Below are 22,106 nucleotides of genomic sequence, written 5' to 3'. Positions count from 1 at the left end.
GGGGTGGCACGGAGCGCACTGCCGGCCATTGCACACCGCCGCAATGACACGGCCATGACGGGCGCCGTGGCGGGCGCTGTGGCCTCCGAAACGTGTTTTGCTATGAAAAACATAGCTGCAGGCGCTTGATGAATGGGCGCGGGAAGGCTTTTTGATGCTTGATTTCCGTCGAAAACGCGTTGCCGCCACCCTGGCCTGCGCCGGGCAGGCCACGCCATGACCACGCTGCTGCTGGCGCCCATGGAGGGCCTGCTCGACTTCGTGCTGCGCGACGTGCTGACGCGGGTGGGCGGCGTCGACCGGTGCGTGTCCGAGTTCATCCGCGTGACGGGCACCCTGCTGCCCGACAAGGTGTTCCTGCGCTACATCCCCGAGCTGGCGAACGGCGGGCGCACGCTGGCGGGCGTGCCCGTGCGCGCGCAGCTGCTGGGCTCCGACCCGGTGAGCCTGGCCGAGAACGCCGCCCGCCTGGCCGAGCTGGGGCCGGAGGGGATCGACCTGAACTTCGGCTGCCCGGCCAAGGTGGTCAACCGCCACGGCGGCGGCGCCGCGCTGCTGCGCGAGCCCGAGCGCATCGCCGGCCTGGTGGCTGCCGTGCGCCGCGCCGTGCCGGCCCACCTGCCGGTGTCCGCCAAGATGCGCCTGGGCTATGACGACGCCAGCCGCGCCCTCGAGTGCGCCCAGGCGATGGAGGCGGGCGGCGCCTGCGAGCTGGTCGTGCATGCGCGCACCAAGGCCGACGGCTACCGGCCGCCAGCGTATTGGGAACGGATTCCGGCGATCCGGGCGGCCGTGCGCATTCCGGTCGTGGCCAACGGCGAGATCTGGACGGTGCAGGATGCGCTGCGCTGCCGCGAGGTGTCGGGCGCCGGCGCGCTGATGCTCGGGCGGGGCATCGTCGCCGACCCGGGTTTGGGGCTTGCCATCCGCGCGGCCGATGCGGGGGCCGCCGAGCCGTTCGCGCTGCCCTGGTCGGCCCTGCTGCCGCAGATCGCCCTCTTCTGGCAGCTGGTGTGCGATGGCCTGGAGCCCCGGCAGTGGGCGGGGCGGCTCAAGCAGTGGCTGAACCTGCTGCGCCGCCGCTATCCGGAGGCCGAGGCGGCCTTCCAGCACGTTCGCACGATGACCGACCAGCGCGAGATCAGCCTCTGGGTGGCGGCGCAGCAGCCGCGCTGACGACGGGCTGCAGGGCCGTCTGCCGATCTCTGTCCGTTTGGCTGCTGGTCGATCAATCAGAGCAGGTGGTCGGGCGCGAGGGGGCCCAGCAGGCGCAGCAGCATGCGCAGGCCCAGGCTGCTGCCCGGGTCGTGGGTGGCATCCTGCAGGCCGCTGCCTTCCGGGGCGCGCCATATCAGCCGTCCGGCTGGATCGCGGTCCAGCCGCCAGGCGTTGCGCCGCATGGCCGTCTCGATCTGGGCGGCCGCTTCACGCGAGAGTTCGGGGCTGCGGATGAGCAGCGCGATCTCGGTGTTCTGCAACTGCGAGCGCATGTCGAGGTTCATGGAGCCGATCACCAGCAGGCGCCCGTCGATCACCATCACCTTGGAATGCAGCATGGCGCGGGACTCGCCCGTACTGCTGCCGCCGGAGCTGCCGAAGGCCGAACCCAGGCCCGAGGGCTCGCTGCGCATCTCGTAGAGCTCGATGCCCATGTCCAGCAGTTCCTCGCGGTGGCGGGCATAGCCCACATGGGCGATGGGAGCGTCGTTGGAGGCCAGCGAGTTGGTGAGGATGCGCACCCGCACCCCGCGCGAGCGCGCCCGGGCAAAGGCGGCCTTCATGTCGTCGCCCGGCACGAAGTAGGGCGAGATGACGAGCAGCTCGGACCGGGTGGCGCCCATCAGCTGGAGCAGCCCGTCCACCACCGTGTCGCCCGAGGGGACGGTGGGCACGGCGCCCGGAGTGCCGGGGGTGGCGCCGCCCGCGGAGTCGGACGGGCGGCCCTGCGCGGTGTCGGCCGGTGGCGTGGACGCGGGGCGCGATGAGGCCAGCGGCGCGGGGGCTGCGCAAGGCCCGGTTGGGCGGGCTCCGCTCGGTGCAGCGGGCTCCGCGACCGTCGCTGCGACGGCCGGTGCGGCAGGTGCGGCTGGTCCATTCGGGGCGCTGGCCACCGCCGCGCCGGCACCGGCAGCCGCGTCGTCCAGCGGGATCTTGGTCGGCTTGTCCACCATCAGCGCGGCAGGCGCCCAGACGAAGTCGGCCCGGGCCAGGTCCATCGGCTGCTCGCGCGCGATGCGCTCGCGCTGCTCGGGCGTCGGCCCGCCCGACGCAGGACGCGGCTCGCCATCGGGCGGACGGGGGCGGCTTCCCGTGGGCGGGTCGGAAGGCGCGTTCCCTTGCGGGTTGGCCGGCCCGCTGGCCGTCGCCGCCGGCCGGGCTTCAGCCGTGCCGGACGCACCGCTGGCCTCGATGCGCGGCGCGTTGCCGCCATCGTCCTCCAGCACCTGCGCGCGGATGCGGGCCAGTTCTTCCCGCGTGATGAGCGACTGCACCGGATAGGCGCGTTCGTTGTTCCAGTAGCTGTCGAAGCTGCGCGACATCTCCCGCACGATGGGGCCGGCCGCCAGCACGTCCATGTCCACGAAGTTGCCCGCCTCGGAGTTGCCGAAATACGCATCGCCCAGGTTGCGCCCGCCGGTCACGCCCATGGCGTTGTCCGCCAGGAACAGCTTGTTGTGCATGCGCTGCTGCACGCGCGCGAAGTCGGTGAGCGACCCCCACATCCGCCCCAGCGCCGACGCCCGGGAGCCGGCGACCGGGTTGAACATGCGCATCTCGATATTGGGCTCGAATGCCATGCGCATCACCAGCGCGTTGCGGCCGGTGCTGTGGAAGTCGTCGAGCAGGATGCGCACCCGCACGCCCCTGCGGGCGGCACCCACCACGGCGCGCAGCAACCGCTCGCTGCTGGCATCGACGTGGATGGCGTAGTACTGCAGGTCGAGCGTCTTGTGGGCCTGCTGCACGAGGGCGAGGCGGCTGGTGAAGGCTTCTTCGGGGGTGTTGAGGAGGAGGAAGGCGGAGGCCGTCGGGGCCTTGGAGGCGGCCGGCCCGCTTGCCGACAGCAGCGTGCCCAGGGCCGTGGCCTCGGGGGTCTGCAGAGCCGTGGATACCGGCCGAGCCACATCCTTGGGCAAGCTGCCACAGCCAGTCGAAAGGATGGCGGCGACCACTACAGCGGCCACGCCGGAGCAAAGGCGCCGCAAACACGAAGCACAGGTAGGCATAGGAAGCCGCATCGATGAGCCAGAGAGTCTGCCGGTATACCTGGGTTCGACCGGGCTCGATGTCGGACAGGGCGCGCTCGTCAGGGTGAGCGGGCGCCCTGGACGATCAGCTCCACACACCAGTCAGTCAGCCGAGGCAGGCACGCCCGGCGATGCGCGCCACGATTCTCAGGTCGGCTCCCACCGGTTCGATGGTCTTGAACTCCAGGGTGAGGGCCTCGCTCAGGGCCTGCAGGGGGCCCCATCTGGCCAGGCCCCGCGCTCCGTCGCCCATCAGCTTGGGCGCGATGTAGAGCAGCAGCTCGTCCACCAAGCCTTCCCTGATCAAGGACCCATTGAGCTTGTGTCCTGCTTCTACGTGGAGTTCGTTGATTCCGCGTTGGCCAAGGTCCCGGAGCATGGCGGCGAGATCCACCTTTCCGTTGCTATCGGGAAGGGCGATGACCTGCGCTCCTCGCGCTTGCAGAAGCGCAGCCCGTTCGTTCTCGGCCTGCGCCGTGTAGATCAGGATGGATCGGTCTGTCACCTGCCAGAGCTTGGCTTCCGGCGGCGTCTGCAGCCGACTGTCCACGATCACCAGATGGGGCTGCCGCGGTGTCGCAACGTCTCGCACGTTCAGCAGAGGGTCGTCCTCCAGCACCGTGCCGATGCCGGTCAGCACCCCGCAGGCGCGTGCTCTCCAGGCCTGTCCGTCGACGCGGGCCGCAGGCGAGGTGATCCACTGGCTTTCGCCATTGGCGAGGGCCGTGGCGCCATCCAGGGACATGGCCGCTTTCATGCGAACCCAAGGAATACCCCGGGCCATGCGGCTGAAGAATCCGATGTTCAGCTCACGCGATTCCGTGGAGCCGGGCCCGACGAGCACGTCCACTCCCGCGGCCGCAAGGCGGGCAAACCCCTGGCCGCCTACCAGCGGATTGGGGTCGGTCAGGGAGGCCACGACCTTGCCGATCCCAGCCTCTATGAGCGCATCGCAGCAAGGCCCCGTGCGGCCCTGGTGCGAGCAGGGCTCCAGCGTGACGTATGCCGTTGCTCCCCGCACATCTCGACCCGCACCAAGTGCATCGCGCAAGGCCATGACTTCGGCATGCGGCCCGCCGGCACGTTGTGTGGAACCCTGGCCTAGGATCGTGCCGTCCCTGGAGACGAGGATGCAGCCGACGCGTGGATTGGGGTTGGAAACGAACAGCGCCCGCGATGCGAGGCCCAACGCATCCTTCATGAAGGCGTCGTCTCGGGCAGACGGACCGCCCATCACTTGGTCCAGCATTCACTCGCCAACGCACTGGTGGTGGACCCTGCAGCGCCTCTGATGCCAGCCTCTGTCAACGTGAAGTCTCCGCACCGGTCGCCCGTCTGCGGCCCGGCAGGAGCCGCCGTGAGCGTGTAGGTTCGCCCGTTGTCTGCAGCGACGCCGCCCGTGGGGGACGTGAGCGTGATCGTGTATCTGGCCGAGGGTGTGCTCTGCAGCGATGCCGGGAACACATTGGCGCTGGTCAAGGGATAGGTGCCTTGCGCCGTGGCAACCCGCTCGAGCCATTGGGCTCCCTGCAGCAGCGTCGCCCTGGCTTCGGCGCGATGTCCTCTACGTATGTATTCCTGATAGCTCGGGAAAGCGACGGCCGAAAGAATGGCCACGATCGCAACCACGATCATGACTTCGATCAGCGTAAAACCCGCGCCGGATGAATTGCGTCTTTTCATGCCTTGTCGTCCCGTCCGTTACTGCATCTGGCGCCAGCTGGGGCGCAAAGCCTGCTCCGGCAGTCGTGCCAGCGGATCGTCCCCGCTCTTGATGATCTGCTTGCCGATGGTGATGCCCTTGGCGCCTTTGGACGTGCTCATTCTCGAGACTCCCCGGTCCTGGTTGTCCGCGCTGTTGTAGATGCCGTCACCGTTCAAATCCATCACCTGTACGTTCGGCTTGCGCCCATCCATGATGTTCAGGAGCGTTCTGAACTGCTTTTCTTCCTGAGGAGAAGGCGAGCAAGTCTCTTCCTCGGAATTGCCGCCAGATGCAGGCACCTGTGTCAGCACTTCGAGCACGTTGCTGCTGTCGAAGAACTGCATGGTCTTCAACAGTCGCTCGCCAGTTTCAGGAAGATTGAAATACCAGCCTTTCTTGGCATTGGCGCCGGTGTAGGCCACCGTGTTCGAACTCATCTTCCAGAACACGCGCCCTGAACTGTTGCCGTCTCCGGTGATGGCGGTGCCGACCAGTGTCTGCGCTACGAGATTGGCGGTACCTGTGCCGACCGGACTGACGGTGATGGAGGTATCCAACGCCAGACGGGAGCTCACGAGCTTGTAGCGGGTGCCGTCGAGGATCGAATAGATGGTTTGCTTGGAGATATCCGTTCTATCGCCTTCCGTCAGGTTCTGACCCGTTCCGAAGGCCACCATCACGCCCCCCACGCCTCGATCGTTGGCCTTGACGGTGGGAGCTGCGGTGATGGGTTGGGCGCTGGAGACGCCCCCACTCTGGTAGGCAGCGGTATAGAACGGGGAGCCGGAGAACGCAACGCCCCAGTTGTCTGCGTTATCGGACAGCAGGTCGAACTTCCACATATTGCCTTTGAGATCGCCCGCGTAGACGACGTCGGGACTGCCGTCGCCATTGATGTCGACCACACGAGGAGCGGACAGCCCATTGCCCACGGCGTTGGTACCGGTCGACGCCGCGATGATCTTCTTGAGTGATCGATCGGGGCCGCTCAGGTACTGGATCAAAAGCACGGGACGCTCGTTGGTGCTGTTGTAGCCATTTCCCATGATGACCGCCCACCTTCCATTGTTCAGCTTGGCGATCTGGGTGACCTTGGCAGGATTGGCTTCGTCGACCACGGGGGTCGCGAAGATGTGGCCGAGGTCTGCCTCGTCAGAGCTGGCAGCAACGGCATCGGTTTTGCTCAGGGTCTTGTCCATCACCACCACGTTTGCACGGTCGGTCGCATTGGTGGTGAAGTTGGATGCGATGGAATCGTCGGTGGTGCCTGGTTTGGTCACATCCATCACGAAATAGCCCTTGCCGCCTGCCCCCAGGCTTCCGACCAGCAGCGTATGCCAATCGGGCGTGGTGTTGCCGACATCCACGTCACCGGTGAACGGAGATCCGTCTACGTAGTAGTGGTGGGCGTAATTGGGGTTGGTGAGCAGGGGCAGCGTCTTTATCACGCCCTTGGGGATGTAAGCGATCTTCTCAGTGCCATCGATGGCGGAGAACCCATGCAGCATTCCGTCGTTGCCCCCCACATAGACCATGGGAATGCGTGTTTTTTGGGCCGCAAGGAACGAGGTGTATCCCGGAAGGTTGAAGTTGCTGACCGCTCCCTTCACGTACCAGATGGCCGAATTGACGATGTCCCCTTGCCGCGATGCTCGCTCTCTGAATGGCCTTGCGGCCGTGTTGCCTTCCTTGGTTCGGTCACCGCGCAAGAAGTTGACGCGGTCTTCTCCTCGATTGTCGGACGAATCGAAAATCGCTTTTTGTGCCGCGCTCAGCTTGCCGACCCCGATATCCCACTCGAAGGGCACAACCGCACCCGTGGAGTCGTTCGTCGTGAGGATGACTCGAGCGCTGAGACTGGTCAGTTCGTCGAGTTTGTCTGCGGTCGTTTTCCGGTCTTTCGGTGGGTTTTGCCCACTGATGATGCCCCATGCAGGGTTGGCCGACTTGGCTCCTGTTGTCTTAGCCACGAGGTTGGAATAGACGTAGCCGTTCCATTTCTCAGCCTCGTAGCCGGAAACATATTCGGCAAGATCCGCACGGATATTGGTCGTGCCGGATCCGGCATATCCTGTAATGGGCTTGCTGTTGTCATTGACGATGCCTCCGACGATTTCATTGAAGGCATTTTTAAGATCCTCCGAGGTTCTGGCTGGATAAAATTTGCCCCGGCTGTTGATCGCCATGTGCCAGAGCTCTTCCTGTCGACCGGTTTCATTGGTGTTCAGCGGGTCTCTCCAGACCTTGTTGCCGACGATCGCTGCGGCAAAATCTCCCCCGTACATCCCTTCGGAAATGTTGAAGATCGGATTGGTGCCGTTGGATGGCCAATTGGCGGCGGAGTTGTAGCCGATCGTGTAAGTGACCATGTTCTGCCAGTTGGCAGGATTGTTTTTGGGGTTCCAGTATTCGCTGATGGTCACCGACCGCCCGCCATTGGTGAATACCTCGTCTCCCGCCTTTCTCACCAGCGGTGTCAGTCCATTCGAGATGCCGGGCTGCAGATCGGTTGCCCAATAATGAAAGGCCATGTCCGACAGTGTGGGCAGAGGATCGTTCCTGTTGCTGGGGCCCCACTTCGTTGCAAAACCCCATGGATCACTGTAAATCTTGGTCTGATCCGACGATGCGTCGTAGCTGGTACTATCAGGAAAAGTCCAATTTTGGCCGTCTGCATTGCCTATATTATTGGACTGTGTGTTGTTCCATCCACCGTCCGTCATCAAAATATGGTAGGACCGGCGGCATGTCTGAGGGGAATTATCGACAGTGCCAGGCTCCGCGTTCCAGGGGCTTGAAGCGCCAGTCGTTCGAAGATATTCCCCTGCATTGCGCATCATGGCATGCGATGGGGTTCCATTGCCGGCAACGAGTGTGTCGATCCAGCGAAAGAACTGTCCGCGCTGACTCGGTTCAGTCACCGAGGTGCCGCCCTTGAGTTCGCGCATGGTGTTCCACGACACGCCTCCACTGGCGCAATTATTGTGGCTGCTCGGAATGGTATTGCAGTTCCACATGGACTGATAGGCCAGCCGGATGCTGCCGTCTGGGAGATTGGCGGGGGCGAAGGTATCCTTCAACGCTGCCTTGAGCGCGTTGATGCCGCTGGTACCCATACTGCCGGAGTTGTCCACCGAGACAATCACGTTCGGAGGAGGCTGACGTGAAGCAGAGCCTGCCGGGTACTGGGCCAAATCCAAAGGTGCAGCAGCGACAGGTAATGCAGCTCCCATTCCTGTCACCAGGCTGCCGATCACGGTGCGTACCAGTAATTTATTTTGCATGCTGATCTCTCAATTCTTGGTCTTCTGACGGGCGTATGTCGTCTGAATCACTGCCTGGGTGCTGGGTTTCAAACCGCGTGCGATGGCCGTTATCCGGTAAACTACGTAAGGTTTCAGATTTAGAGCAAGCATCTTTGAGCCGTTGGTGACCAGGCCTGAATTGCCCGCATTCGGATCGTAAGGCATCACTTCGACCCAGTACCATGCGCCAGTGCCGGCGGCGGTTCGGTTCAATATCGCGTTACTGGATTGGCTGCTGGTGCTTCCGACCAAAGCACCTGTATATTGGCCGTATCGTGCGCCCACGTTGTTCCCGATCATCGCCTGCAGTGTGGTGGGATCGTTCCAGAAATCCTGTGGCCCCGTTCGCTTGGCGCAAATGCCGTTCAGGCAGCCTGTGGGCTGGGCTGTCAATATGGCAATCAGATCGCCCACTTCGCGGTCTTCATCCACAAACCATACTGTGTTGACGGCGTCGGGGACGCGGCAAACGCGTGGCTGGCCTGATACGGGGATGCAGGCGCTGCCATCCGCCTTGGTGCCTTGAATGTCCATCTCCGCGTCCTGGATCATTGCCTGGGCAGCTTCGAAGGCGCGTTGGTAATCCGCGTCATTGCCCACGATCAGTTCGTTGAAGAGCGCGGATCGAGAGGCCCACAGAGCCACCAGCATCGACAACATGATCAGCACGATGACGATGATCAGCGAAACGCCTTTCTGGGCCCTGCTGTGATTTTTTGGGGACATGGCTTTCAACCTGCCGTACCTTGGCTGCGTATCTGGTATGTGTTGCGAAACACCATATGCAGCCTTTTGTTGAAACTGACTGCGTTGTTGCTGCAGTCCTGGTAGGTCGAGGCGGCAGGAATATCCACGGTCTCGTCACCAAAAAGGTCGAGACACACTTCCACCGCAAAAACCCTCGCCCAGTTCGTACCTACCCCGGCCGCATTGACGCGCTGAATGGTGGGATTGCCTACGTCCGCATTGGCCTGAAGAAAATACCAGACTTGGAAGTCCTGAACGTTCCTGATGACCGGCTGAGCGGCACCGGTGCCTGCGCAGAACAATGTGCCGCTTCGCATGGCAAATTGGCTTTGCACGACGGTTGCGGTACCTTGTTCCCCTAAGCAGTTTCTGAACAGAGAGGCTTGGGTGGACGAAGGGAAAGTGGCTTCCTGATAATTTTGGTAGGCAACGGAGAACTTGAATTGCGTGGCGGTGGGGCTATCGAGGCCCGTGACGGTACTGTTCGCCTTGTCGAAGCTGGTTTCGAACGCCACCACCTCCTGGGGTGAGATCGTGGTAGGTGCTGCTTGAGTCGCCGCGAGATTGAGCCGTATCGAACCTGCCTGGCGGAGTTGCTGTCCTATCAGGCGAAATGCATAGGCGGCCTGCTGCTGCATCTGGGTGGCGTCGGAAATGGTCCCCGAAGCGCCTCGTGACACGACGAGCGCGCCCATGGCCACTGCGACGGTCAGAAGGCCGATGGTGATGCCCACCATCAGCTCGATCAGCGTGATACCGCGCTGGGCGCTGCTTCTGAGCGACTGCGAATACAAAAAGCGACCGGGTTTCATTGCGGACAGAAAAAGTTGGGGTCGGCGGAACCCGACAACAGGTACGGAAGGCATCGATTGGCCAGCGGGATGTACTGCAAATGGCAGATTCGGTTAGCGGGGCATGACACATTGCTCGCGCCCGTCACGGTAAAAGGCTGCTTGTATGCCGCCGTGTCGGCGGCAGAATCGGTCGCACGTACTTTCTCGTTCTCTCTCCAACTGACCATGACGCCCAGCTGCCTGCGATTGCCGGTATCGGTCTCATCTGCAGCGAAGAAAACCGCGGCGTCCCCCAATGGCAGGGTGGATTGCACCAGGCGCTTCCACGCTCCACGGTCATAGGCCGCAAGATTCGCTGCGGTGCAGCCGGTGGCGCAACTGGTGCTGGCAGGCGTGTCACCAAAAGCGGTGATGTAGTTGGCGTTGACGGAGGCGGTGCTGGCACTGGGATTCAACCTGACACGCTCGCTGAGATTGTCGATCAGTCTGATGGCCTGGGCCCGACTGTTACTGGTTTGCGTCTCTACCAAAGTGCGCATCTGAATGCCGACAATGCCGAGGATGCCAAGTGCCATGACCACAATCGCGATCAGCGATTCAATGAGCGTCATGCCAGCTTGGCCTCGAGCCGTCCTAATTAACATGTGACATCCCCTTCCAGCCTGTTGATTCGACCCCCCGAAGAAATGCAGAGTGTCGTCACATAGGGAGATGCGACTCCTGCTGGAGATGGGGCGATAGTGAAACCAATTGCGTTCAGGCCTCCCGCTTTACCCCAGCGATCGACCATGTAATACGCTGTGTCAGCCTTGTTAACGAAGAACAACGACTTGAGTGGAGGGGATTTCTGAAGAATCACATCTGTTGCTGCATTGAACGTATTGTTGCCATTAACATCTAAATATACGAACCAGCCACAGCCCCAATCTGCGACGTCGGTGGATGTTGGGCAGTCCTGTGCGGTCAATGGGTTTTTCTGAACCACAATATTGCCTCCACGCTTGATCGCTTCCGTACGGGCAAGATACATGGTCGACGTGAAATTGTCGGCAGCGTCCCGGATTCGCCATTTCTCGATAATGGGTCGAAAACTCGGGGCGGCCAAGGCGGTGAGGATGGCGATGATGGCGATGACCACCATCAACTCGATGGCTGTGAAGCCCCGAGCGGTTCTGGGTCGACAGATGGTGTTTGATCGAGACATGGGTCGAAAGCTGGTTTGCGAAATGCTATCGCGGGCGGTGTTAGGGGGCCAGTTGCGGTGGACCAGCGGCCACACTCGTCAGATGAGTGGGCGGGCGGCTGCCTCGGCTGGTGCATTTCGGTGAGAATCGCCGCCATGGGCCGGCTCCCCAGCCCCCGGTCCTGCCTTCTGCGCTTCTCGAGTTCACCCATGCAAATTTATCGATCTTCCTTGCTGCGCTTCACGTCTCAAGGCCTGGCCGAATTCGATCCTGACGGCCTGCTTGCACTTCAGCTGGACCCGCATGGCCGATGGCGCGTGGAAGCCGCTGGCTCATGGCAGTCGCTGGCACCGCGCTTCGCAGGCGTGCCGGTGACGCACTGGCCGGACCGCATCATCGCCCCCGGCTTCATCGACATGCACATCCACTTCCCCCAGACGGATGTGATCGGCTCGCCAGCGGAAGGCCTGCTCCCCTGGCTGGAGAACTACACCTTCCCCCACGAGTCCCGCTTTGCCGACCCGGCCTATGCCGCCGAGGTGGCGACAGTGTTCCTGGACGAGTTGCAGCGCCACGGCGTCACCACGGCGCTGACGTTCGCCACCTCGCATCCGGCATCGGTAGATGCGCTCATGGGCGAGGCGCTCCAGCGCGGCCAGCGGCTGATCGCGGGCAAGGTGTTGCAGGACCGCCATTCGCCCGATGGCGTGCGCGACGAAACGGAGCAGTCGCTCATCGACACGGAAGCGCTCATCCAGCGCTGGCATGGGCGCGGCCGGCTGGGTTACGCGATCACACCGCGTTTCGCGCCCAGCTGCAGTGAGGCGCAGTTGCGCGGTGCGGGCGAGCTGGCTGCTCGGTATCCCGATGTGTGGATCCAGTCGCACGTGGCGGAAAACCTCGATGAAGTGCAGTGGGCACGCGAGCTGTTCCCTGCGGCGCGCAGCTATCTCTCCATCTATGACGACTTCGGCTTGATGCGTAAGCGGGCCGTCTATGCCCATTGCATCCACTTCGACGACGCGGACCGTGCGCTGATGCGTGACACCGGGACGGCCGCGGCGGTGAGTCCCACCAGCAATCTCTTTCTTGGCAGCGGCTTCTTCGATTACGAGGGCGCGCGGCGCATCGGTTTCCACCACGGGCTGGCGAGCGACGTGGGCGGCGGCACCAGCTTCAGTCCGTTCCACACCATGCTCGCGGCTTATTACGTCGGTCGCGAGGGGCAGACCAAGCCCGGGCTCAGTCTCAGTCCGCAGGAATTGTGGTGGCGGCACACGGGTGGCGCGGCCGAAGCCCTGGGGCTTGGCGGGGTCGTGGGCACGCTGCAATCGGGGACTGAGGCCGATTTCGTAGTGCTCGACCCCAAGGCGACGCCACTCCTGGCGCGCAAGACATCGCAGGCGAGCAGTCTCGACGAACTGCTGTTCGCGCTGATCGTGCTGGGGGACGACCGCGTCATCGAGCGCACGGTGACGGCAGGAAGCGGCGCATAGGGCTGATCCACGCCCGCGCCATACAGGCGGCGCGCTCCGCCTTGCAGTGAGCCCCGGTCTGCTCCCGATACTTTCAGCTCAACCCGAACAGAGGCTCCCTAGAATGCGGGACAGGAGTGACGCAATGAGCATCAAGAGCGACAAGTGGATCCGCCGGATGGCGGAACAAAACGGAATGATCGAGCCGTTCGAGCCCGGCCAGATCCGGGAACAAGATGGGCGCAAGATCATCAGCTACGGCACCAGCAGCTATGGCTACGATATTCGGTGCGCGCCGGAATTCAAGGTTTTCACGAACATCCACAGCACGGTGGTGGACCCGAAGAATTTCGACGAGAAGAGCTTCGTCGATTTCCACGGCGACAGCTGCATCATCCCGCCCAACAGTTTTGCGCTGGCACGCACCGTCGAGTACTTCCGCATCCCGCGCAACGTGCTCACGATTTGCTTGGGCAAGAGCACGTATGCCCGCTGCGGCATCATCGTCAACGTGACGCCCTTCGAGCCAGAGTGGGAAGGGTATGTGACGCTGGAGTTCAGCAACACCACGCCACTACCCGCTCGTATTTATGCCGGCGAGGGTTGTGCCCAGGTCCTGTTTTTCGAAAGCGACGAGGTCTGCGAGGTGAGCTACAAGGACCGGGGCGGAAAATACCAGGGCCAGGTCGGCGTCACCCTGCCCAAGGCATGACCGCTGCCGAACGACAGCGTCACGCTTGAGGCCAAGTCCTACGGCACACGCCTCGATTTTCGCAGGGCCCGGCTCGGATGGTAGTCATAGCATTTTGATACATCGATGCCATTGCAGTCTCGCTCGTCAATACAGTGATGGCCGAGGTGGCTTCGATACCCGTTGAATCGACTGCTCCAGAGGACGCCATCATGCTTGCTTTTCATCCGTCCAACTCAATCACTGCCCGCCGCGATGCCGACGCCGACGCCATGGCGGCGGCCCAGGCCAACACTGGGCTCAATGGCGCACGTTGCGGAATGGCTTACTGGCCGGCGCGTTCCATGGATGCATTTTTGCTCCGCATGGCGGCGCATGGACGCTGTGTGAGCGCGGCCATGATGCTGGGTGACCGCCGATATGCGGTGGAGCAGCTGGAGCACGCTTGGAGCCTTCCGGAAGATGTGACGCTGCAGGCACTGGCGGACGAGTTGGCGCCCTATTTCGCGGGGCGCTCGCCATTCGCCCGGGCGACTCGCAATTGAACCGCCAACGGTAGTTTTGACTTGCGACTTGGTCTTTCCTGTCATGCCGTTCGATGAGCGCCCATCGTAGGGCCATACGATGGCCGGAATTACCACATTTCGCGTCGCAAGGTTCGATATTCGTTGGATGCCCGTCCTGTCACAGGACGGGCATTTTTGTTTTCAAGGGCCTTGCACCGCACGAATCGAAATGCAGCGCGGTGATGTCGGCTTCCGAGTCAGTCCTACAAGCTGCTCAGTCGACTGCTTCAACCGTCGCTCCGGGGCGGCTTCTAGCATCCATGCACCACTTTTATTTCTAGAGAGCAACAGCGATGCCCACCATTCACCTGCATCCCAGCCAACGTCCTCACGACGAACCCGTCTCGTCCATGAAGTCCTGGGTCATTGGAATAGGCGCGGTGGTCATCGCCATCCAGCTGGCGGCAGTGGGCATGGTCGTCAGCGGGCAGGTAGAGCAGGCCTCGGCACGGCAGGCCGCGCAGCCGGTGCAGGTCAGTTCGACTGCCGACCTGCACCCCACCAACCTGGCGCGATGAGTCGGCGGCCGGTGCGCGTTTACGCTGTGGCACCACTGTCTCGCGGCCGGCAACTTCAATGCCATCGGTTCATCAACTCTTGCCGGCGGCGTGCATGACACGGTGAGTTCGGTGGCGGTGCGATTTAACATCCGCGGCCTGTACATGGTGCGCCGCAGGCGCGAGGGAGAGTGGGCATGAAATGGGAAGGCAACCGCGAGTCCGACAACGTCGAGGATCGCCGTGGCGCGGGCGGAGGCGGTGGGTTCCCCGTCTTCGGCGGGCGCGGCATCGGCATCGGCACCATCGTCATCGCCTTGGTGGGTGGGTGGATCTTCGGCATCAATCCGCTCACCCTGCTGGGCATGCTGAGCGGTGGCGGGGCACCGGCGCAAGTCCAGCAGGCGCCGGCCCAGCGCCCTCCCGCCGACGACAGCATGGCACGGTTCGTCTCCACGGTGCTGGCCGATACGGAAGACGTCTGGGGCGAGCTCTTTGCCAAGGGGGGGAGCCAGTACGCGCAGCCTCGGCTCGTGTTGTTCGACGGCCGCACGCCCACCGCCTGCGGCACAGGTCAGGCCGCGATGGGCCCCTTTTACTGCCCGGCCGATCAAAAGGTCTATATCGATTTGAGTTTCTACCGGACCCTCAAGACCCAGCTCGGTGCGCCCGGTGATTTCGCGCAGGCCTATGTCGTAGCACACGAGGTCGGGCACCATGTCCAGAACCTGCTGGGCATCAGCGCCAAGGTGGACCAGATGCGTGGACGCGTCAGCCAGACCGAATACAACCAGCTGTCGGTACGGCTGGAGCTGCAGGCCGACTGCTTCGCCGGCGTCTGGGCCCACCATGCTCAGAACGCGCGGCACATCCTGGAGCAGGGCGACGTGGAGGAAGCCATGAATGCGGCCGCGAAGATCGGCGACGATGCGCTGCAGCGCGCCAGCGGCGGTGCGGTGGTGCCCGACAGCTTCACCCACGGCTCCAGCGCGCAGCGGCAGCGGTGGTTCCAGAATGGCCTGCAAAACGGCAGCGTCAAGGGCTGCGATACCTTCTCGGCCCGGTCTCTGTGAGCAAGCCTTTTTCGCCGCAGATTCTTCGGAATCAGCGTCCAAATGGCCTCTGGCGCCCGTCCCTGTTGGGTATGTTGCTACTAAAAGCGTAGCATTTTTGCAACGCAGGCTTGGCGCCCACGCTTGCCGTGAGGGCGCTTCACATCGAAAAAATGGCCTTGTCGCGCCCTGGTGCGACAATAGAAGGCTCAAATGACAAGTTCCTTTTCCAATCTATCGCTGGCCGAGCCGCTGGCGCGTGCCGTGGCCGACATGGGCTACGAGTCCATGACGCCGATCCAGGCGCAGGCCATTCCCGTCGTGCTCACCGGCAAGGACGTGATGGGCGCCGCCCAGACGGGCACCGGCAAGACGGCCGCCTTCTCCCTGCCGCTGCTGCAGCGGCTGATGAAGCACGAAAACAGCTCCACCTCTCCCGCGCGGCACCCCGTGCGCGCCCTGGTGCTTCTGCCCACCCGCGAGCTGGCCGATCAGGTCGCTCAGCAGATCGCCCTCTACGCCAAGCACACCAAGCTGCGCAGCACCGTGGTGTTCGGCGGCATGGACATGAAGCCGCAGACCCTCGAGCTGAAAAAAGGCGTCGAGGTGCTGGTGGCCACGCCAGGCCGGCTGCTCGATCACATCGAGGCCAAGAACGCCGTGCTGAACCAGGTCGAGTACGTGGTGCTCGACGAGGCCGACCGCATGCTCGACATCGGCTTCCTGCCCGATCTGCAGCGCATCCTGTCGTACCTGCCCAAGCAACGCACCACGCTGCTGTTCTCGGCCACTTTCTCGCCCGAGATCAAGCGCCTGGCCAGCAGCTACCTGCAGGACCCTATCACCATCGAGGTCGCCCGGCCGAACGAAACCGCTTCGACGGTGGAGCAGCGCTTCTATTCCGCCTCCGACGACGACAAGCGGCGTGCCATCCACAAGGTGCTGAAGGACCGGGGCGTTCGCCAGGCCTTCATCTTCGTGAACAGCAAGCTCGGCTGCGCCCGCCTGGCGCGGTCGCTGGAGCGCGAGGGTTTGAAGACCGCCGCGCTGCATGGCGACAAGAGCCAGGACGAGCGCCTGAAGGCGCTGGAAGCCTTCAAGAAGGGCGAGGTCGATCTGCTGGTCTGCACCGACGTCGCTGCCCGCGGCCTCGACATCAAGGACGTGCCGGCGGTCTTCAACTTCGACGTTCCGTTCAACGCGGAGGACTACGTGCACCGCATCGGCCGCACCGGCCGCGCCGGTGCTTCGGGGCTCGCGGTGACGCTGGTGTCCAGCAGCGATGCGCGCCTGGTGGGCGACATCGAGAAACTGATCAAGAAGAAGATCGACCTGGAGCCGATCGAATTCGAGGCGGAGCGCCCCTCCGGCCGGTTCAACGATGGCCGCCGCGCCTGGCGCGAGGAGGAGCAGGCCGCCGCCAGCGGTGGCCGCGAGCGCCGCGAGTCGCGTACCTATCGCCAGTCCGCTGCGCCGCGCGACCCGTTCTTCGACAAGCCCTACCAGCCGACCAACGCGGGCGAAGGCGCGCCGGGCTGGGAGGCCGCCGCCAAGGCACAGCCCGCACGCAGCGGGATTTCCGCGAACATCAAGCCCCGCCGCAAGGTGGCTGCGCTGTTCAAGGCGCCGGTGCCGGGCGCGGTCGAGCCAGTGGCTCCAGCGCTGCAGACCGAAGCCTCCGAGCCCTCGTCCTGAACGGCTGAGGCCGGCGCCCCGCTTGCCGGCCCGCCTGCTGCCGGCCAGTCCGCCGATTCGCGCCGCGCTGAGGCTCGGGCTCGACGGCTGCTTTCCCCGCTTCGGCAAGCGCAGGGGCGCTCGTTCTTCATGGGGCCGGCGTCAGGCTCAACCCGGTGTCTGCGCTGCCTCGCAGTCCACATGCAGGTGCTCCCGCTCGGCCAGCGTCGCGCCAAACCTGACGGCGCTGAGGCACCCACCCCAGACGCAGCCGGTGTCCAGCCCCAGCAGCCGGGGGCGGTTCAGCCATCCCAGGGTGGACCAGTGTCCGAATGCGATCAACGTGCCCTCGGTACGCCTTCCGGACGCCTCGAACCAGGGCACCAGGCCCTCTGGCGGCTCCGCAGCCGATTCGGTGCTGTCGAAATCCATGGTTCCATCCGGGGTGCAGAACCGCAGTCGCGTGAGGGCATTCACGATGACGCGCAGGCGGTCGGGGCCCTGCAGGTCGTCACTCCACCGGGCGGGCGTGTTGCCGTACATGCTCCGCAGAAAGTCCGGCCACTGCGGACTGCACAGCACCGACTGCACCTCACCTGCATAGGCGAGCGCGTCCTGCGCCGTCCACTGCGGCAGCACGCCGGCATGCACCATCAGCAGCGATTCACCCGCCAGCGTGCAGGTGCGCGCCAGCGGTTGCCGGCGCAGCCAGTCGAGCAGGCCGTCCCGGTCGGGCGCCTGCAGGACATCCGCCAGCGTATCCCTGCGCGACGGTGCGCGTACCCCGTGCGCGGCCGCCAGCAGGTGCAGGTCGTGGTTGCCGAGCAGGGCGCGTGCGCTGTCGCCCCATTGCATGCAGCGACGCAGCACCGCGGCCGACGCTGGTCCCCGGTTCACCAGGTCGCCCAGCAGATAAAGCGTGTCCCGGCTGGGCGAAAAGCCCATTCGGTCCACCAGTCTTTGCAGTGCGCCATCGCAGCCCTGCACGTCGCCAATACAGTAAATCGCCATCGGATATCCACTTGCTCATCGAAGTGGGGCATTTTGCGCGAGGGGCGTCGCTGCGTGGTGGGCGGGGATGCATTTCGGGAATCGGACGCAGGCGAGTGCTTGCCGTGCGGCCGTTTCGCGGTCCATGCGTCAGTGGCGCTCGCCCTGGCGGCCATCGATCACCGGGATGCTGAAACGCAAATACCGGGAACGGGAAGGCAGGCGAGGGAAACCGATGGCCGGTGCATTCGTGGGTTTATCCCGCAGGCCGTGTGAGACGCGGCGCGTTTCTTTCTCCAACGTCTGCCCTGCAGTGGCGCGACCCGGCAGCGTTTCTCCACTTTTTATCGCGGATTTTCCACGGCGTCCTGGCCAACGAGGTATTGAGAGACGAAAACATTCCTATAATGCGGCCTTCATTCATTTGTGTCGCACATCACACCATGACCACCAGCTATAAAGATCTGCTCAAGCAACGCGAAGCCCTGGAGCAACAAATCAGCGAGGCCCGCCGCCGTGAATTGTCCGACGCGGTCGCCCAGGTGCGCAGCTTGATCGCTGAATATGGCTTGACGGCGCAAGACGTGTTTCCTTCGGGCCGCTCATCCACCCGTGCATCCACCAGCGGCACGAAGGTCGCTCCCAAATACCGCAATCCCGCCACGGGCCAGACCTGGACCGGCCGGGGCAAGGCTCCGAAGTGGATCCAGAACGAAAGCCGCGAGAAATTCGCCATCTGATGAAAATGGCATGAATGGAAGGTCGGGTGATTCCTATGGCCCTCCCGCCTTCGATCGTGCCATGCACGCTTGCGTGCTGAAAAAAGGAGAACCCGCCTACCCGGCGGGTTTTTTTTGGCCTCGTCGACGGTACCCCCGCCCGCGAATGCAGGGCGCGGCGCGCACTGACAGCAGGCAGCGTGTATTCGTTTCACAATGGGACGCGGTGTTTCGTCGCTGCGGCGCCGCTGTAAGGTCTGGACGCGCGGGAGCGCAGGCATGAGCGGGCCGACTGCTGTGACGGTTCGACCCCTGCGGTCCGCCGTTCCATGCGCAACAGCAGGCTCCAGCAGCACAGGGGAGCCGGCCGGCCGTTCGAAATGGCGTTCAAAACTGCGAAAGCCGGTTTCGAAAGCACCCGCGACACCGCGAATTTCATTTGTCCACAGGAGCCTCCATGCCCACGAGTCCTTCATTCACGCACCCGTTTTCTTCGACGTTGCAATCATTTACCACGGCAGGGGGCAGACAGGGCCAGTTCTATTCGCTGCCGGCCCTGGCGGAGCAGTTCCCATCGGTGGCTCGGCTGCCCGTGTCGCTTCGCATCGTGCTGGAATCGGTATTGCGCAACTGCGATGGCCGCAAGGTGACGGCCGAGCATGTGCATCAGCTGGCGCACTGGCAGCCGAATGCGGCACGTACCGAAGAGATTCCCTTCGTCGTTTCTCGGGTGGTACTGCAGGATTTCACCGGCGTTCCCTTGCTGGCCGATTTGGCCGCGATGCGCAGCGCGGCCCAGCGGCTTGGAAAGAACCCCAAGAAGATCGAGCCGCTCGTTCCGGTGGATCTGGTGGTGGACCATTCGGTCATGGTCGACTATTACGGCACCAAGAAGGCGCTCGATCTGAATATGAAGCTCGAGTTCCAGCGCAACCGTGAACGTTACGAATTCATGAAATGGGGCATGCAGGCTTTCGCGACCTTCGGCGTGGTGCCGCCCGGATTCGGCATCGTCCATCAGGTCAACCTCGAATATCTGGCCCGGGGGGTGCATAAAACCCGGGACGGCATCCATTACCCTGACACGCTGGTCGGCACCGACAGCCATACCACCATGATCAACGGTATCGGCGTGGTGGCGTGGGGCGTGGGCGGTATCGAGGCCGAGGCGGCCATGCTGGGCCAGCCGGTCTATTTCCTGACCCCGGACGTCGTCGGTTTCGAATTGACAGGGCGGCTGCGCGAAGGCGTCACTGCCACCGACCTGGTGCTGACGGTGACCGAGATCCTGCGCCGCCACAAGGTGGTCGGCAAGTTCGTCGAATTCTTCGGCGAGGGCACGCGCACGCTGTCGCTGCCCGACCGGGCGACCATCGGCAACATGGCGCCGGAGTATGGCGCAACCATGGGTTTCTTCCCGGTCGACGAAAAGACCATCGACTATTTCAAGGGCACCGGGCGCACCCGCGCCGAGATCGAAGCCTTCGAGGGCTATTTCAGGGCGCAAGGCCTCTTCGGCGTGCCCCAGGCCGGCGACATCGACTACTCGCAGGTGGTCCGCCTGGACCTCGGCGACGTCACGCCAAGCCTGGCCGGCCCCAAGCGCCCGCAGGACCGGATCGAGCTGGGGCAGGTCGCCAGCCAGTTCGCCGCGCTCTTCTCGCAGCCCGCCGCCGAGAACGGATTCAACCGCCCGGCCGAGCTGTTGCACACCCGGCACCACATCCACCGCCGGGGCGAAGAAGCCCGGCCGCGCCCGCCGCAGGAAAAGCCGGCGCCAGAGGGCGGACCGCGCTTCCTGGTGGAGATGGAGCAGAACAAGCCCAAGCTCGCGGTCCAGCGGTCGCAGGCTGACGCGAAGCTGCCGGTGAAGGGGGCGGACACGACCATCGGCAATGGCGACGTGCTGATCGCCGCCATCACCAGTTGCACCAATACGTCCAACCCCAGCGTGCTGCTGGCCGCGGGCCTGCTGGCCAAGAAGGCCGTCGAGGCGGGCCTGAAGGTGCAGCCGCACATCAAGACGTCGCTCGCGCCCGGTTCGCGCATTGTCACCGAGTACCTGACCGAGACCGGGCTGATGCCTTACCTGGAAAAGCTCGGATTCGCCCTGGCAGGCTACGGCTGCACCACCTGCATCGGCAATGCCGGCGACCTGGCGCCGGAACTGAACGAGGCCATCACCGGCAACGACCTGGTGTGCGCGGCCGTGCTGTCGGGCAATCGCAACTTCGAGGCGCGCATCCATCCCAACATCAAGGCCAACTTCCTGGCCAGCCCGCCGCTGGTGGTGGCCTATGCCATCGCGGGCACGGTGCTGCGCGACCTGATGACCGAGCCGGTCGGGCGGGGCCGGGGCGGGCGCGAGGTGTACCTGGGCGACATCTGGCCGTCCAGCGACGAAGTGCAGGAACTGATGAAATACGCCATGAACGGCAAGGCGTTCAAGGCGAACTATGCCAAGGTCAAGACCGAGCCCGGCGCCCTCTGGAACAACATCCTGGGCGTCACGGGCGACACTTATGTCTGGCCCGCCAGCACCTATATCGCCGAGCCGCCGTTCTTTGCTCAGTTTGCTATCGATCCGATAGCAGAAGGCCCTGATGGATCAAGCGCGGGAGGCCAAAAGGTTGGTGAAACCGTGCAGGGCGCGCGCATCATGGCGCTGTTCGGCGACTCGATCACCACCGACCACATCTCCCCGGCCGGGTCCATCAAGGAAACGTCTCCGGCCGGCCAGTGGCTGCTGCAGCACGGCGTGCTGAAGGCCGACTTCAACAGCTACGGTGCGCGGCGCGGCAACCACGACGTGATGATGCGCGGCACCTTCGCCAACGTGCGCATCAAGAACCTGATGATTCCGCCTCTGCCGGACGGATCGCGCGAGGAGGGCGGCGTTACCCTGTTCCAGAACGAGGGGCCGCTGCAGGGCAGCAAGATGTTCATCTTCGATGCCGCCATGCAGTACATCGCGCATGAAACGCCCACGGTGATCTTCGCCGGCGAGGAATACGGCACCGGCTCCAGCCGCGACTGGGCGGCCAAGGGCACGCAGCTGCTGGGGATCAAGGCGGTCGTCGCACGCAGCTTCGAGCGCATCCACCGGTCGAACCTGGTGGGCATGGGCGTGCTGCCGCTGCAGTTCCGTGGCGACGACTCCTGGCAGTCGCTCGGCCTGCGGGGCGACGAAGTGATCGATGTGCTGCCCGATGCGGCGCTGACGCCACAAAGCGATGCCCGGTTGGTCATCCACCGCGCCGACGGGTCCCGCCGGGAAGTGGTGGTCACCCTGCGCATCGACACGCCCATCGAGGTCGATTACTACCGCGCCGGCGGCATCCTGCCCTACGTGCTGCGCCAGCTGTTGAGCTGACGCGGTTGCGTCGCCGCGGGGCGCCGATCATCCGGCCCCGCGGCCGATAGCCGGAGGCTTACGGTCGGGGCCGGCCACACGTTTTT

18 protein-coding genes are annotated in these 22,106 nt (G+C 63.9%); 9 read left to right on the top strand and 9 right to left on the bottom strand.

Going from position 1 to position 22,106, the window contains the following annotated elements; translation table 11 throughout:
• Positions 1-216: 216 nt before the first annotated feature.
• A complete protein-coding gene (locus ABWV53_RS11320) occupies positions 217-1,176 on the top strand; it encodes a tRNA dihydrouridine synthase (protein WP_353365872.1) in 960 nt (319 codons plus the stop codon).
• Positions 1,177-1,232: 56 nt separating this feature from the next.
• On the opposite strand, the gene ABWV53_RS11315 is transcribed toward ABWV53_RS11320, so the two are convergent.
• The 8 genes from ABWV53_RS11315 to ABWV53_RS11280 form a co-directional block, all read right to left on the bottom strand.
• Positions 1,233-3,227, bottom strand: coding sequence for a phospholipase D family protein (locus tag ABWV53_RS11315; RefSeq protein ID WP_502903873.1), 1,995 nt, complete (start codon positions 3,225-3,227; stop codon positions 1,233-1,235).
• Between the two features lie 127 nt (positions 3,228-3,354).
• A complete protein-coding gene (gene ribD, locus ABWV53_RS11310; RefSeq protein ID WP_353365868.1) occupies positions 3,355-4,497 on the bottom strand; it encodes a bifunctional diaminohydroxyphosphoribosylaminopyrimidine deaminase/5-amino-6-(5-phosphoribosylamino)uracil reductase RibD in 1,143 nt (380 codons plus the stop codon).
• Positions 4,482-4,931, bottom strand: a complete 450-nt coding sequence (locus ABWV53_RS11305; protein WP_353365866.1) for a type IV pilin protein — start codon at positions 4,929-4,931, stop codon at positions 4,482-4,484. The genes ribD and ABWV53_RS11305 overlap by 16 nt, the downstream gene beginning before the upstream one ends.
• 18 nt (positions 4,932-4,949) lie before the next feature.
• Positions 4,950-8,237, bottom strand: coding sequence for a pilus assembly protein (locus ABWV53_RS11300; RefSeq protein ID WP_353365864.1), 3,288 nt, complete (start codon positions 8,235-8,237; stop codon positions 4,950-4,952).
• 9 nt (positions 8,238-8,246) lie between these two features.
• The gene (locus ABWV53_RS11295) at positions 8,247-8,984 is read right to left on the bottom strand and encodes a pilus assembly PilX family protein (protein ID WP_353365862.1); all 738 of its coding nucleotides are present in this window, start codon (positions 8,982-8,984) and stop codon (positions 8,247-8,249) included.
• Positions 8,985-8,989: 5 nt separating this feature from the next.
• A complete protein-coding gene (locus tag ABWV53_RS11290) occupies positions 8,990-9,817 on the bottom strand; it encodes a prepilin-type N-terminal cleavage/methylation domain-containing protein (RefSeq protein ID WP_353365859.1) in 828 nt (275 codons plus the stop codon).
• On the bottom strand, positions 9,814-10,410 hold the full coding sequence (gene pilV / locus ABWV53_RS11285; RefSeq protein WP_502903872.1) for a type IV pilus modification protein PilV: 597 nt from the start codon (positions 10,408-10,410) through the stop codon (positions 9,814-9,816). Before pilV ends, ABWV53_RS11290 begins: the two co-directional genes overlap by 4 nt.
• A 26-nt stretch (positions 10,411-10,436) precedes the next feature.
• Positions 10,437-11,003 carry a GspH/FimT family pseudopilin gene (locus ABWV53_RS11280; protein WP_353365855.1) on the bottom strand — a complete coding sequence of 189 codons (567 nt, stop codon included), beginning with the start codon at positions 11,001-11,003 and terminating at the stop codon, positions 10,437-10,439.
• 189 nt (positions 11,004-11,192) lie between these two features.
• On the opposite strand from ABWV53_RS11280, the gene guaD reads away from it, so the two are divergent.
• The 6 genes from guaD (at position 11,193) to ABWV53_RS11250 (ending at position 16,959) form a co-directional block, all read left to right on the top strand.
• Positions 11,193-12,479, top strand: a complete 1,287-nt coding sequence (guaD, locus tag ABWV53_RS11275) for a guanine deaminase (protein WP_353365853.1) — start codon at positions 11,193-11,195, stop codon at positions 12,477-12,479.
• A 124-nt stretch (positions 12,480-12,603) separates the two neighbouring features.
• Positions 12,604-13,170 carry a dCTP deaminase gene (gene dcd / locus ABWV53_RS11270; protein ID WP_353365851.1) on the top strand — a complete coding sequence of 189 codons (567 nt, stop codon included), beginning with the start codon at positions 12,604-12,606 and terminating at the stop codon, positions 13,168-13,170.
• A gap of 191 nt (positions 13,171-13,361) precedes the next feature.
• Complete coding sequence (locus tag ABWV53_RS11265; RefSeq protein WP_353365849.1) at positions 13,362-13,694, top strand: hypothetical protein; 333 nt, start codon at positions 13,362-13,364, stop codon at positions 13,692-13,694.
• A gap of 314 nt (positions 13,695-14,008) precedes the next feature.
• The gene (locus ABWV53_RS11260; protein WP_353365847.1) at positions 14,009-14,233 is read left to right on the top strand and encodes a hypothetical protein; all 225 of its coding nucleotides are present in this window, start codon (positions 14,009-14,011) and stop codon (positions 14,231-14,233) included.
• 176 nt (positions 14,234-14,409) lie between these two features.
• Positions 14,410-15,285: a KPN_02809 family neutral zinc metallopeptidase gene (ypfJ, locus tag ABWV53_RS11255; RefSeq protein WP_353365845.1), complete on the top strand. Its 876-nt coding sequence runs from the start codon at positions 14,410-14,412 to the stop codon at positions 15,283-15,285.
• A gap of 192 nt (positions 15,286-15,477) precedes the next feature.
• Positions 15,478-16,959 carry a DEAD/DEAH box helicase gene (locus tag ABWV53_RS11250; protein ID WP_353365843.1) on the top strand — a complete coding sequence of 494 codons (1,482 nt, stop codon included), beginning with the start codon at positions 15,478-15,480 and terminating at the stop codon, positions 16,957-16,959.
• Positions 16,960-17,106: 147 nt separating this feature from the next.
• Here ABWV53_RS11250 and ABWV53_RS11245 read toward each other — a convergent pair whose 3' ends face one another.
• Complete coding sequence (locus ABWV53_RS11245; protein ID WP_353365841.1) at positions 17,107-17,949, bottom strand: symmetrical bis(5'-nucleosyl)-tetraphosphatase; 843 nt, start codon at positions 17,947-17,949, stop codon at positions 17,107-17,109.
• Between the two features lie 422 nt (positions 17,950-18,371).
• Between ABWV53_RS11245 and ABWV53_RS11240 the strand changes: the two genes are divergently transcribed.
• Together ABWV53_RS11240 and ABWV53_RS11235 are read left to right on the top strand one after the other, a co-directional pair.
• A complete protein-coding gene (locus ABWV53_RS11240; protein WP_353365839.1) occupies positions 18,372-18,668 on the top strand; it encodes an H-NS histone family protein in 297 nt (98 codons plus the stop codon).
• 436 nt (positions 18,669-19,104) lie between these two features.
• Positions 19,105-22,020: an aconitate hydratase gene (locus tag ABWV53_RS11235; protein ID WP_353365837.1), complete on the top strand. Its 2,916-nt coding sequence runs from the start codon at positions 19,105-19,107 to the stop codon at positions 22,018-22,020.
• Positions 22,021-22,106: the final 86 nt, after the last annotated feature.

Origin of the sequence: Acidovorax sp. FG27 (assembly GCF_040365715.1) — a bacterium.
Lineage (GTDB): Bacteria > Pseudomonadota > Gammaproteobacteria > Burkholderiales > Burkholderiaceae_C > Paracidovorax.
The sequence above is the reverse complement of the archived record's forward strand: the minus strand, read 5'-3'. Positions and strand labels throughout refer to the sequence as shown.

Coding starts and splice junctions, on each gene's coding strand:
- ABWV53_RS11320 (WP_353365872.1), top strand. CDS start 217: ATGACCACGCTGCTGCTGGCGCCCATGGAGGGCCTGCTCGACTTCGTG.
- ABWV53_RS11315 (WP_502903873.1), bottom strand. CDS start 3,227: ATGCCTACCTGTGCTTCGTGTTTGCGGCGCCTTTGCTCCGGCGTGGCC.
- ribD (WP_353365868.1), bottom strand. CDS start 4,497: ATGCTGGACCAAGTGATGGGCGGTCCGTCTGCCCGAGACGACGCCTTC.
- ABWV53_RS11305 (WP_353365866.1), bottom strand. CDS start 4,931: ATGAAAAGACGCAATTCATCCGGCGCGGGTTTTACGCTGATCGAAGTC.
- ABWV53_RS11300 (WP_353365864.1), bottom strand. CDS start 8,237: ATGCAAAATAAATTACTGGTACGCACCGTGATCGGCAGCCTGGTGACA.
- ABWV53_RS11295 (WP_353365862.1), bottom strand. CDS start 8,984: ATGTCCCCAAAAAATCACAGCAGGGCCCAGAAAGGCGTTTCGCTGATC.
- ABWV53_RS11290 (WP_353365859.1), bottom strand. CDS start 9,817: ATGAAACCCGGTCGCTTTTTGTATTCGCAGTCGCTCAGAAGCAGCGCC.
- pilV (WP_502903872.1), bottom strand. CDS start 10,410: ATGACGCTCATTGAATCGCTGATCGCGATTGTGGTCATGGCACTTGGC.
- ABWV53_RS11280 (WP_353365855.1), bottom strand. CDS start 11,003: ATGTCTCGATCAAACACCATCTGTCGACCCAGAACCGCTCGGGGCTTC.
- guaD (WP_353365853.1), top strand. CDS start 11,193: ATGCAAATTTATCGATCTTCCTTGCTGCGCTTCACGTCTCAAGGCCTG.
- dcd (WP_353365851.1), top strand. CDS start 12,604: ATGAGCATCAAGAGCGACAAGTGGATCCGCCGGATGGCGGAACAAAAC.
- ABWV53_RS11265 (WP_353365849.1), top strand. CDS start 13,362: ATGCTTGCTTTTCATCCGTCCAACTCAATCACTGCCCGCCGCGATGCC.
- ABWV53_RS11260 (WP_353365847.1), top strand. CDS start 14,009: ATGCCCACCATTCACCTGCATCCCAGCCAACGTCCTCACGACGAACCC.
- ypfJ (WP_353365845.1), top strand. CDS start 14,410: ATGAAATGGGAAGGCAACCGCGAGTCCGACAACGTCGAGGATCGCCGT.
- ABWV53_RS11250 (WP_353365843.1), top strand. CDS start 15,478: ATGACAAGTTCCTTTTCCAATCTATCGCTGGCCGAGCCGCTGGCGCGT.
- ABWV53_RS11245 (WP_353365841.1), bottom strand. CDS start 17,949: ATGGCGATTTACTGTATTGGCGACGTGCAGGGCTGCGATGGCGCACTG.
- ABWV53_RS11240 (WP_353365839.1), top strand. CDS start 18,372: ATGACCACCAGCTATAAAGATCTGCTCAAGCAACGCGAAGCCCTGGAG.
- ABWV53_RS11235 (WP_353365837.1), top strand. CDS start 19,105: ATGCCCACGAGTCCTTCATTCACGCACCCGTTTTCTTCGACGTTGCAA.